The organism is Bradyrhizobium sp. SZCCHNR1093, assembly GCF_032381175.1.
Taxonomy (GTDB): Bacteria; Pseudomonadota; Alphaproteobacteria; order Rhizobiales; family Xanthobacteraceae; genus Bradyrhizobium.
In genome coordinates, this window is the sequence record NZ_JAUHJJ010000006.1 from 113,045 (window position 1) to 125,119 (window position 12,075).

Annotated in this window: 8 protein-coding genes; 5 read left to right on the plus strand and 3 right to left on the minus strand. The window is 67.3% G+C overall.

The features are described 5' to 3' along the window. The first annotated feature begins 59 nt into the window (after window positions 1-59). The 4 genes from QX070_RS20605 to QX070_RS20620 are packed head-to-tail and all read left to right on the plus strand — an operon-like array spanning window position 60 to window position 4,745. Window positions 60-953 (plus strand): VOC family protein, encoded by an 894-nt coding sequence (locus QX070_RS20605; protein ID WP_315738856.1) that lies wholly within the window; start codon window positions 60-62, stop codon window positions 951-953. 24 nt (window positions 954-977) lie between these two features. Continuing rightward, a complete protein-coding gene (locus QX070_RS20610) occupies window positions 978-2,528 on the plus strand; it encodes a bifunctional 3-(3-hydroxy-phenyl)propionate/3-hydroxycinnamic acid hydroxylase (protein ID WP_315738857.1) in 1,551 nt (516 codons plus the stop codon). Window positions 2,529-2,561: 33 nt separating this feature from the next. Continuing rightward, window positions 2,562-3,884 carry an MFS transporter gene (locus QX070_RS20615; protein WP_315738858.1) on the plus strand — a complete coding sequence of 441 codons (1,323 nt, stop codon included), beginning with the start codon at window positions 2,562-2,564 and terminating at the stop codon, window positions 3,882-3,884. Between the two features lie 9 nt (window positions 3,885-3,893). Continuing rightward, window positions 3,894-4,745, plus strand: a complete 852-nt coding sequence (locus QX070_RS20620) for a fumarylacetoacetate hydrolase family protein (protein WP_315738859.1) — start codon at window positions 3,894-3,896, stop codon at window positions 4,743-4,745. Between the two features lie 123 nt (window positions 4,746-4,868). On the opposite strand, the gene QX070_RS20625 is transcribed toward QX070_RS20620, so the two are convergent. Beyond that, on the minus strand, window positions 4,869-6,449 hold the full coding sequence (locus QX070_RS20625; protein ID WP_315738860.1) for a DHA2 family efflux MFS transporter permease subunit: 1,581 nt from the start codon (window positions 6,447-6,449) through the stop codon (window positions 4,869-4,871). Between the two features lie 13 nt (window positions 6,450-6,462). Then, window positions 6,463-7,728, minus strand: a complete 1,266-nt coding sequence (locus tag QX070_RS20630; protein ID WP_315738861.1) for an HlyD family secretion protein — start codon at window positions 7,726-7,728, stop codon at window positions 6,463-6,465. A gap of 314 nt (window positions 7,729-8,042) precedes the next feature. On the opposite strand from QX070_RS20630, the gene QX070_RS20635 reads away from it, so the two are divergent. Next, the gene (locus QX070_RS20635) at window positions 8,043-11,366 is read left to right on the plus strand and encodes a CHAT domain-containing protein (RefSeq protein ID WP_315738862.1); all 3,324 of its coding nucleotides are present in this window, start codon (window positions 8,043-8,045) and stop codon (window positions 11,364-11,366) included. A gap of 8 nt (window positions 11,367-11,374) precedes the next feature. Here the strand turns inward: QX070_RS20635 and QX070_RS20640 are convergent, their stop codons facing one another. Then, window positions 11,375-12,067, minus strand: a complete 693-nt coding sequence (locus tag QX070_RS20640) for a YoaK family protein (protein ID WP_315738863.1) — start codon at window positions 12,065-12,067, stop codon at window positions 11,375-11,377. Window positions 12,068-12,075 lie beyond the last annotated feature (8 nt).

Sequence of the window (12,075 nt, forward strand, 5' to 3'; positions counted from 1 at the left end):
CGGCCATGGACAGAAACGTCGCGCGTCCTCACCCGGGCATCGCGCAGGAGGACACGCTCATGACCCGGTTTCCGGTCGCGGCTCTGCGCAGCGTCGATCTGGGCACGCCAGATCTCGCGCGTTCGGAAGCGTTCTATCGACAGACCTGGGGGCTGGAGCGCGTCGCTGAGGCCCACGGCATCGTCTACCTCCGTGCAACCGGCAGCGACCATCACGTCGTGGCGCTGCACCGGAGCGAGCGCACCGAGCTGCAGGCGGTGACATTCCGCCTCGCCGATTCCAGTGAATTCGATGCCGTCGGCCGCAACGCCATCCATGAAGGCGCGACGCTGATCGCAGCGCCAGCGCCGAACCTCGGCCCCGACGGCGGCGTGATCATGAGCCTGCGCGGCCCCGAAGGCGGCGTGCTGCGCTTCGTGCATGGCGACATCAGGCACGACGCCAAGCCGCCGCGGCCCGAGCTCCCGGAGCGGCTCGCCCACGTCAACCTCAACAGCACCGATGTCGATCGTTCGGCGGCATTCTACCAGAAGGCGCTCGGCTTCCGCCTGACCGACCGCTCCGCGGCGATGGCCTTCGTTCGCTGCAATTCGGACCACCATGCCGTCGTGATCGCTGCGGCGAAGGTCAACGGGCTCAACCACGTCGCCTTCCTGATGCCGACCTGGGAGGGCGTGATGCGCGGCGCGGGCCGCATGATCGATGCCGGTCATCCGATCGCCTGGGGTGTCGGACGCCACGGCCCCGGCGACAATGTCTTCGCCTACTTCATCGATCCTGTCGGCACCGTGATCGAATACACCGCCGAGGTGCTGCAGGTCGACGACGACTACGTCGTGCGCGGGCCGGAGCATTGGGTCTGGCCGCCCGGCCGCACCGATCAATGGGGCATCGCTCCGCCCAAGGCCGAGCACGTCAAGGCCGCGCAGCTCGCGGTCGGCTACGCCGCCTGACTCATTCTCCAACTCCGAGTTTCCATGTCCGCCACGTCAGATCACAAGCATTTCGAGGCCGTCATCATCGGCTTCGGTCCGACCGGCGCCATCGCCGCGAGCCTGCTCGGCACGCAGGGCATCAAAACGCTCGCGATCGACCGCGCTATCGACATCTATGACAAGCCGCGCGCGATCGCGCTCGATCACGAGATCATGCGGCTGTTCGACAATCTCGGCATCGCCGAACAAGTCAGCCGCTACGTCGCGCCGTTCCCCGCGTCCGAGCATTTCGGCGCGCAAGGGCAGTTGATCCGCCGCATCGACATGGTTGGCGAGCCCTATCCTCTCGGCTACACGCCGAGCATGGTGTTCACGCAGCCGCCGGTCGAACAGGTGATGCGCGATCGTGTTCGCCGCTGTCCTTCCGTCACGGTCGAGCTTGGCACGACCTTCGTCGCAATCCGGCAGGATGCAACGGCGGCGACCATCACGCTGCAGCGGGCGGACGGCACGATGCGCGAGGTCACCGCGGACTATGTCATCGCCTGCGACGGTGCCTCGAGCACCGTGCGCCAGCAGCTCGGCATCAGCTTCGACGATCTCGACTTCGACGAGCCGTGGCTGGTGGTCGATCTTCTCGTGAATGACGGCGGCGTCAGCAAGCTCCCGGCCACCGCAGCCCAATTCTGCAATCCCGCGCGTCCGACCACCTACATCATGGGTCCCGGCGACCATCGTCGCTTCGAGATCATGCTGCGAGCGGGGGAAGACCGCCAGGCGATGGAGCAGCCGGAGCAGGTCTGGCAGCTGCTTTCCCCCTGGCTCAGGCCCGAGGACGCCACGCTGTGGCGCGCGGCAAGCTATCGCTTCCATGCGCTGGTCGCAAGCCGCTGGCGCCAGGGCCGCGTCCTGCTCGCCGGCGATGCCGCGCATCAGCAGCCGCCCTTCATCGGCCAGGGCATGTGCCAGGGCCTGCGCGATGCCGCCAATCTGTGCTGGAAGCTCGCGCGCGTGTTGCGCGGACAATCGACCGCGGCCCTGCTCGACAGCTACGAGATCGAGCGCAGCACGCATGTGCGCGAGCTGACCACGCGCATCAAGGCGATCGGCCGCGTCATCTGCGAGCAGGATCCGGAGGCCGCAGCGGCACGCGATGCGCGTATCCTTGCCGAAGGCGGCGGCGTGCCGCGCACCATCACCCGGCAGGAGATCGTGCCGCCGCTGACGCAGGGATTGCTCGCGACCAAGGCAAACGCGGCCAATGGCACGCTGTTTCCGCAGCCCTGGATCGTCGGTGATGGCGGGCGTGCCCTGCTCGATATCGTCGCCGGCACCGGATGGCGGCTCGTCCTCGACGGGCGGGGTGCGCTGAACTCGAGCTCGATCGACGCTGCCACCCGCGACGCCGGGATCAGTGTGATCGTCATCGGCGGTCACGGCTTGCACGAGGAGAGCGCCGTCGTCGCACGCTGGTTCGAACGCCACGGCTGCAGCGCCGCGCTGGTGCGACCCGACCATTATGTCTACGGCGTCGCGACGGACGCGCCGGAGCTCGCCGCGCTGCTGAGCGAGTTGAACGAACGACTGCACTAATCAAAACAAGAGACTATCAAACGGGGAAACGCCATGACGACATCATCCGACACCGCCAGACCCAGTGTGGGAGGACGCGCGATCGCCGTCCTCGTCATGCTGTTCCTGTTCCAGACGCTGAACTTCTTCGACAAGCTGGTGTTCGGCCTCTCGGCCGTGCCGATGATGAAGGAGCTGGGTCTGAGCCCGAAGGAGTTCGGCCTGATCGGCAGCAGCTTCTTCCTGCTGTTCTCGCTGTCGGGCATGGCGGTCGGCATGTTCGTCGTCGGCCGCTTCCCGGTGAAATGGCTGCTCCTGATCATGGCCGGCGTCTGGTCGGCGACGCAGATCCCGATCTTCTTCTCCGGCTCGATCGCCGTGCTGGTGATCTGCCGCATCATCCTCGGCGCCGGCGAAGGGCCGGGACTGCCGACCGCGCTGCACGCCTGCTACAACTGGTTTCCCGCCGACCGGCGCAGCGTGCCGAGCGCCGTGGTGCTGCAGGGCATCAGCGTCGGTCTCTTGGCCGGCGGTCCGATCCTGACCTATGTCATCGTGAGCTATGGCTGGCGCACCGGCTTCCTGTTCTGCGGCCTGCTCGGCCTCGCCTGGATGCTCGGCTGGTTCTTGGTCGGCGGCGAAGGCCCCTACTCCGCCCTTGCGCCGGAGGCTTCGGCGGCGAAGGACAAGGCGTTGCCGGCGCGCGTGCTGTGGGCCGATCCGACCGTGATCGGCGTCATCATCATGTCGACCGCGTCGTACTGGATCGTCGGCATGTCCGCGACCTGGCTGCCGCCTTTTCTGCAGCTCGGGCTCGGCTACAAGCAGGTCGATGTCGGCTGGATCATCTCAGGGATCTATCTGTTCCAGTCGCCGCTGCTGCTCGGCGGCTCCTGGCTCACGCAATTCCTGCAGCGTCGTGGCTTCAGCCTGCGCGCCTGCCTCGGCCACGCTTCGGGCCTCGCGCTGCTCGCCGCCGGCTGTGCGCTGCTGCTCAGCATCGTCACGACGGGTCCGCTGCAGCTCGCCTGTATCGCGATCGCCTTCGCCGCACCGAGCCTCACCACGATCTTCGGCCCCGTCGCGCTCGGCGCCGTGGCGCCGGCGATCCAGCGCGGCCGGCTCATCGTCGTGATCTACTCCGGCAACGCGGCATCCGCGCTGGTGTCGAATGCGCTCACCGGCTGGATCGTCGGCGAGGCCGGAAACAACGCGCCGCTCGGTTACGCCCACGCCATGACATTCACCGCCGGCGTGCTGATCGTTGGCGCCATCTCGGCCTTCGCGCTGATCTTCCCGGAGCGCACCATCGCGCGCTTCGCGAAATCGGCGCAAGAACCGGCTTCTCCCTCCGCCGTAGCGGCGGTTTCGACCTGAGGACATCGGATGAGATTTGCAAGCTTCACCATCGACAATGCGTCAACCTGGGGACTGGTCGAGGGCACTGAGATCGCCGATCTCGGTGCTATCCTGCGCGACCGCTTCCCCGACCTGAAATCGGCGATCGCAGCGGACGCGCTGAAGGAGGCGGCCGCAGCGGCCTCGGGCGCGAGGCGGTATCCGCTCTCCGCCATCAGCTTCCTGCCGGTGATCCCGAACCCGGACAAGATCCTCTGCATCGGCCTGAACTACGAGACGCACCGCAAGGAGACCGGCCGCTCCGAGGTCGAGAACCCCACGGTGTTCGGCCGTTTCGCCAACAGCCAGACCGGGCATCTCACCGACATCATCCGCCCGCGCGTCTCGACCGACCTCGATTTCGAGGGCGAGCTCGCCATCGTCATCGGCAAGCCCGGCCGCTACATCCCGCGCAGCGAGGCTTGGCAGCACATCGCCGGCTATGCCTGCTACAACGAGGGCAGCGTGCGCGACTTCCAGCGCCACACCCACCAGTTCACGCCGGGGAAGAATTTTCCCGCGACCGGCGCGTTCGGCCCGTGGCTGGTCACGCCGGACGAGATCGACGATCTCGGTCCGCTGCGGCTGCAGACACGGTTGAATGGCGAGGTGGTGCAGGACGCCACGATCAGCCAGATGATCTTCGATATCCCGCGCCAGATCGAATACTGCTCGTCGTTCACCCGGCTCGAGCCCGGCGACGTGATCGCCACGGGAACGCCCGGCGGCGTCGGCTCCCGCCGCACGCCCCCGCTGTGGATGAAGCCCGGCGACGTCGTCGAGGTCGAGATCGACCGGATCGGTCTGCTGCGGAACGGGATCGCGGACGAGACGGTGTGAGCGCCCCTGATGTTCTTGACCGTCATTCCGGGGCAGCCCGCCAGGGCTGAACCCGGAATCTCGAGATTCCTGGTTCGATGCTTGCGCATCGCCCCGGAATGACAGCCGAACCACAGTGCCTACTCAATGCGCCATCGCCGGCCCGCCGCCGAGCTTGACCTTGCGGAGCGTCAGCGCCAGCGGAATCGCCGACAGCGAGATCAGCATCAGCGCCCAGTAGACGTCGACATAAGCGAGCAGCGACGACTGCATCTGCACGGTCTGGCCGATCCAGGCGAGCGCCTGCTGCTGCGCCTGGACCAGCGAGCTGCCATGCGCGGTGAAGTAGTTGGTCACCTGGTGCAGCGTGTCCTGATAGGCCGGATTGGACGGAATCGCATTCTCGACCAGCCGGCTCTGGTGGAACTGCGCACGGTGCGCCAGGATGTTGGCCGCCAAGGACACGCCGATCGAGCCGCCGGTGTTGCGCGCGGCGTTGATCAGCGCCGAGGCCTGGTCGGTCTTCTCAGGCGGAATGCCGTTGTAGGACGCGGTCGTGATCGACAGGAAGATCAGCGGCAGGCCAATTCCGATCAGCATGCGGGATTCGGCGAAGAACCAGAAATCCACATTGGCGTAGACCCGGGTGAGGTCGTACATCGCGAACGCCACGACGGCGGCGCCCGTCATGATCATGTATTTCGGCTGCACCTTGCCCGAGAGGCGTCCGACGACGAACATCATCGCCATGGTGACGAGACCGCCCGGCGACAGCACGAGGCCGGCCCAGGTGGCGGTGTAGCCGAAATCCTGCTGCACCATCTGCGGCAGCATCTGCGTGGTGCCGAGCAGGATCGCGCCGGTCGCCAGCATCACCAGGAAGCTGGCGCCGAACTGGCGCGACGCCAGCATGCGGACGTCCACGGTCGGATTCTTCCGGTTCATCTCCCACGGGATCATGGCGATGAAGGCCGCGACGCAGACCGCGGCGGTGACCATGATGAAGCGCGAGTCGAACCAGTCGTCCTCCAGGCCGCGATCGAGCATCAGTTCGAGCGCGCCGAGGAAGGTCGCGACGAGAAGGAATCCGACGACATCGAAGCCGTGCGCCTGCTTGCGACGCTCCGCCGTGACTGGGGCCGGCTCCTTCAGGATCAGTCCGATCAGGATCATTGCCGCAACACCGACAGGGCCGTTGATCAGGAAGCACCAGTGCCACGACGCGTTGTCGGAGAGATAGCCGCCGAGCGTCGGGCCGACCACCGGCGCCACGACCACGGCGACGCCGAACAGCGCGAAGGCCTGGCCGCGCTTTTCCGGGGGAAAGGAGTCGGCCAGGATCGATTGCGCCACCGGCACCATGCCGCCGCCGCCGAGGCCCTGCATGATCCGGAACAGCAGCAGCACCTGCAGATTCCAGGCGAAGCCGCACAGCACCGAGCTCACGGTGAACAGGCCGAGACAGAGCAGGAAGAAGGTCTTGCGGCCGAAACGCTTGGCGAGATAGCTCGAGGCGGTCAGGATGATCGCGTTGGAGACGAGATAGGTCGTCACCACCCAGGAGGATTCGTCCTGGCTGACGCCCATGCCGCCGGCGATATAGGGCAGCGCGACGTTGGCGATGGTGGTGTCGAGCACCTCCATGAAGGTCGCGAGCGCAACCAGCACGGCGATGATCCAGGGACTGCCGGCGCGCGGCGCGGAGAGAGCAGCGGCCTCGCTCATGGCATCAGCCTTCTCACAGCGCAGCCTTAAGCCGCTCATAGAGCGACGGCTTGGGATCGACGCGCACGGTCGGCACCACCGACATGCCCGGCCCGAGTGCGACGTCGGTCGGCGGATCGTCCATCTCGATCTTCACGGGCACGCGCTGCACGATCTTGACATAGTTGCCGGTCGCATTCTGCGGCGGCAGCAACGAGAAGGCCGGGCCCGAGCCGGACTGCACGCTGGCGACATGGCCACGGATCTCGCGCTCGGGATAGGCATCGATCTCCAAGGTCACGGGCTCGCCGGGGCGCATCTGGTCGAGCTGGGTTTCCTTGAAGTTGGCGGTGACCCAGACCTCGTCTGGCACGAACATCGTCAGTGCCGTGCCCTGGGCTGCGAACTGACCGTCGGCGGCGCTGAGATTGACGACGCGGCCGGACTGCGCCGCGGTCACGGTGGTGTAGGACAGATTGAGCTGCGCCTGGTCGCTCTGTGCCTGGGCTTGCGTGAGGTTGGCCTCGGCGCTCTCGCGCTGCGCCTTCAGCGACTCCAACTGGCGCTGCGCGACCGAGAGGTTGGCCTGCGCCGAGGTCAGCGCCGCCTTCTGCTGCTGGAGCTGCGATGTGTATTGCTGCTCGCTCTGCACCGTGCCGGAGCCGGTGCGGGCGAGGTCCTGATAGCGCTTGGCCTGCTGCTCGGCGAAGGTCAGCCCGGCCTGGGCCTGCTCGACCTGGGCCTGGCCCGCGGTGATCTGCGCCTGCTGCACCTCGATCTGCGCATCGATGTTGCGGATCGCCGCCTGCGCCGACTTCACCTGCGCATCGGCCTGCGCCAGCGCAGTCTTGTAGTCGCGATCGTCGATGCGCGCGATCACGTCGCCGGCTTTGACGTGCTGGTTGTCGGTGACCGGGACGGCGGTGATGTAGCCGGAGACTTTTGGCGCAATGGAGAACTGGCGGGCCGCGATGAAGGCGTCGTCGGTGGTCTCATAGCGACCGGCCGCATCGTAGTAGACGTAGCCGCCGGCGCTGACGGCGAGCAGCAGCACGAGACCCAGCGCTGCCCCAAGCGGATGCCGCCGGATCAGGCTCCTCCGGGACCCCTCCTGGCGCTGCCCGTGCTCCGTCGGCGACGGGCCGGGCTCCGCAGCCGGCGCCTTGGCCTCGATCTGCTGCGGAGTCTCGCCGGAGGCATCCCCGCGCCATTGCCGCACGGCACGATCGCGGGCCGAGACCGCCGGACCGTCGTTGGCCGCCGATGGGACCTCAGCCGATGACAGAGCTTGCTGTGTCATCACGTCTCCTTGAATAGAACGGAACCGTTTCGTTTCTAGAATTGGGGATTATGCAGATGGGATGCAATGGCGGACCGCGATGCGGACAGCTAAACTTTTCGTCATCGGAGGCCGCCGGCGCGCGATCCCCTGCGCCTTCACCGCGGTCCGCCGTCAGCAGGACCAACTGCGTGACGCAGCCGGGGTTGCAGCCTCACGTCATCGCGTTGACTCGATGAACTCGGCTAAATACAACACACGCATAATAAGAAATTGTTAGGGTCGGCAACCAAGCACCACAGCGGGTGCCGACATGGTCATATTGCGAGGCGCGCATGCCCGTCCGTCAGGTACCAGGCTCAGACCTGCAATACGTGCTCATCGCCTTCGACGCGACGGGGCAGGAGCGGCGAGAGGCCGACGGTTCGCTCGCGAGCGAGATGGTGGTGAACCGCCTCCAGACGCTGGGCGGGGCGGTCACCGATATTCTTCTGCTGAGCCATGGCTGGATGGGCGACGTCCCTGCGGCGATCGAGCAGTATGATCGCTGGCTTGCCGCCATGGCGGCGCTCGAAGCGGATCGGCTCGCCGCCGCGCGGCAGCGTCCCGGCTTTGCCCCCGTCATCATCGGACTGCACTGGCCGAGCCTGCCGTTCGGAGACGAGACGCTGCCATCGGGCGGCGGCGGGTTGCTGTCCGCCGACACACCGGCGGCATCGCTCGAGGCGGAGGTAGAACGCTATGCGGCCCGCATTGCCGACACCCCGGCGGCACGCGCCGACATCCGCTCGATCCTCGAGCAGGCGCGCATTGCGCCGGCGGCGGCCACGTTGCCGGACGCGATGCGCGATGCCTATCTCAGGCTGTTCGCCGCGGCCGGCCTTGCGATGGGCGATGCGAGCGGACGCCCCGGCGCCGAGCAGGACCGGTTCGATCCGTCCGTGATCGTGAGCGAGGCGCGGAGCGCGCCGGCCGACGCAACCGCCGGGACGCTGGGCCTCGGCGATGATCTGCGCGACGCGCTGCTGGCGCCGCTCCGCATCCTGTCGTTCTGGAAGATGAAGGATCGCGCGCGCCAGTTCGGCGAGGCCGGCGCTCATGATGTCCTCGTCAGACTGCAGCAGGCGGCGCCCACGGCCCGGGTTCACCTGATGGGCCACAGCTTCGGCTGCATCGTCGTGTCGGCGGCCGTCGCCGGCACGCCCGACGGCCGCGCGCTGCCGCGTCCAGTCGAGACGATGTTCCTGGTCCAGGGCGCACTGTCGCTGTGGTGCTATGCCGAGAACATTCCGCAGGCCGCGCCGACGCAGGGCTATTTCCGGCGCACGCTGCTCAAGGGGCTCGTGCGCGGCGCCTTCGTGACCACCCGCTCGAGCTACGACCGGGCCAACGGATGGTTCTACCCGCTCGGAGCGCGGCTCAAGCAGCAATATCTGCTCGATACCGACTATCCGCTGTACGGCGCCATCGGCAGCTTCGGCGTCCGCGGCACCCAGCCCCTGGCGATCGTCGACATGCCGATCCAGGATGTCGGCTTCAGCTACAATTTCGGCAGCGGCCGGGTCTACAACATCGAGGCGAGCCGCATCATCAGGAACGGCGGCGGCGCAGCCGGCGCCCACAGCGACATCGCCCACCCCGAAGTGGCGCACGCTTTCTGGGCTGCGATCCTGGCTGCACCCGCAGCCGTCAAGCCGCAACCCGGCATGGGCGGCGGGCTGCTCAGCCCCGACTTCAGGCAACTCCATCAGCAGGGCGACGATCAGCAGCTTTGGCGTCAGCGGACGTTCGAGCGTGCTCCGTTCCCGGAGCAGGTGCAGAAGCAGGATCAGCAGCAGGTCGAGCCGGCCCAGCGGCAGCAGCGGGAGCAAGGTCAGCATCAGCAGCAGCAGCGGCAGCAGGAAGACCAGCAGCAGCAGGTTCAGCTGCAATATCCGCAATGGGTGCCGGCGCCGCCGGTCGCGCAGCCACCCCCGTTCGAGAACCGCAAAGCCTATCCGTCCGGCGAGCAGCGCTGGATCAACGCCGGCTTCGAGGATCTCGATGAGCCGTTGAAGCCGGGCCAGTGGTACACCTTCGCTTTCGACGTCGACATCCAGCAGAGCGGCGTCTCGTCGGTGCCGCTCGCCGACGAGCAACTGTTCCCGGAAGGGACGTCCGATGTCACCTTGACCATCCAGCTCGACAGCGACGATTTCGAGCTGTCGGACAAGAGCCGCCCGCTGCGGCTGCCGCGCACAGGCAAGTCGCGCAACAAGGCGCGGTTCGACCTGTCGCCGAAGAAATTCGGCCCGTCGGCGCTGCGGGCGACGGTCCACAAGGACGGCAATTTCGTCCAGCAGATGGACCTCGTCATCGATGTCGGCGCAGCGCCCTCGCCCCGCGTCGAGGGCGCGCATGGCCGGCCCTATTCCTCCGCCAGCGTGCTCAATCCGCGCGACGTCGGCCTGTCGATCATGCCGATCGCGGGCGGTTACGACTGTCTCGTCTGGAAGCCCGTCACGGTGCGCGCCCGGCTGCCGTTGCTGCCGGACTACCTCGCCAAGTCGATCGAGATCGCGCGTCAGGAGCTCATGAAGGTCGTGACCTATCAGAACGCGGCCGGCAGCTTCGTCTTCCAGAGCGGGATCGACATCGCCGATGCCGACCGCGACGCCGCGCTCAAGATCATGGCGCGCGCGGGAGCGGCACTGTTCACGAAGCTGTTCTTCGGCCCCGCCGCCGCGCAGGATTCCAAGGACATCGGCGAATTCCTGCGCAAGCTGACCAGCGACCGCTCCAGGCGGCTGAAGCTGCAGATCGTGGCGGAGGCGACCACGGTGCCGTGGGGCCTGCTCTATGTCGGCGATGCCTCGGCCGGCGCCAAGCTCGACTGGGACAATTTCATCGGCATGCGCCACGTGATCGAGCAGATCCCGATGCAGAACACGCCGCGCGTCTCCGACTGCCTGATCCCCAGCGACAAGCCCGAACTCAGCATCAGCGTCAACGTCAACGACAACATCGACCGGCAGATGGGCGCCGACCTCGTCGCCCAGCAGCAGCGCTTCTGGGTCGCGGAGAAGGCGGCACGCCGCAACGTCCACGTGGTCTCGCGCACGACCAGCAAGGAGCTGGTCAAGGCGCTGGCCGACGAGACCACCAACGACCAGATCCTCTACCTCTATTGTCACGCCCGGGCGACCGGCCTCGACGATCCCGGCGGTCCCGACGGCTCCAGCCTGGTGCTGACCGATGCCGGCATCACGCTGGGCGAGCTCAGCCTGGACGCCCCGACCAGCAAGCTGCTTCCCGGCAACCCCCTCGTCTTCATCAACGCCTGCGAGTCGGCCGAATTGTCGCCGGCGTTCTACGACGGCTTCGTGCCGTATTTCATGGCCAAGGGCGCGCGCGGCGTGGTTGGGACGGAATGCAAGACGCCGGCGATCTTCGCCACGGCCTGGGCGAAGCGCTTCTTCGAGAGCTTTCTCGACGGCGTACCGCTGGGTGAGACGTTCCTCAGCCTGCGCCGGGAATTTCTCCGCGAGCACGGCAACCCGCTCGGACTGCTCTACGCGGTCCATTGCGACGGCGACACCCAGGTCGCGCCATCACTGCCGCGGTTGCCGCCAACGGCCCCCGCGCCGAACGTGCAGCCGGCGCTCGGCACCGGCACCTGACAGCGTCCTCAGCGCGCCGGCTCCGGCCCGGCGAGACGCACGACGAGAGCCAGCGCGGCAACGACCGGTGGCACGACGAAGCACCAGCTGCCCAGGCGCACGAACAGCAGCGCGGCGCCGCCGCAGCCGAGCGCAAAGGCGAGCACGTTGATGGCCATCTGCATGAGCCGCGCGGGCGGCGGCGCCTGGCCCTTGTCACCGACATAGATCCTGTCGGCGAGATCGATCATCACCTGCGTCGTGGTGCCGGTCATCAGGGTCGAGGGCGGCGCGGTCGGCAGATGGATCCGGTGCACGGCGTTCTGGATCGCCATCGCCGCGACCAGCACCATGCCGGTGATGATCGCCTCGCGGCTGTCGCCATCATGGAACGCGCCGAAATGCACCGCGAGCGCGGCGCCGAGGATCAGCAGCACGAGCTTGACCGCGATAAGGATCTCGAAGGCGCGCGCCCCCCGCCGCGACAGCAAGGTGCCGGTCAGGCGTGTCGCGATCACGACCACGCAGAACACCGGAAGCGCCAGCAGCTTGGCGACCGCGCCCGAGGTCCCGAGCGCCAGCGCCGCGCCGAGCGTCACGAAGTTGCCGGTGACGTGCGCCGTGAACAGGCCCTGCAGCGCCAGGAAGCCGGCCGTGTCGACATAGCCGGCATTGACGCTGAGCAGCAGCGGCACAACGTTGCGGGACACGAATTGCGACATGTGTGGTC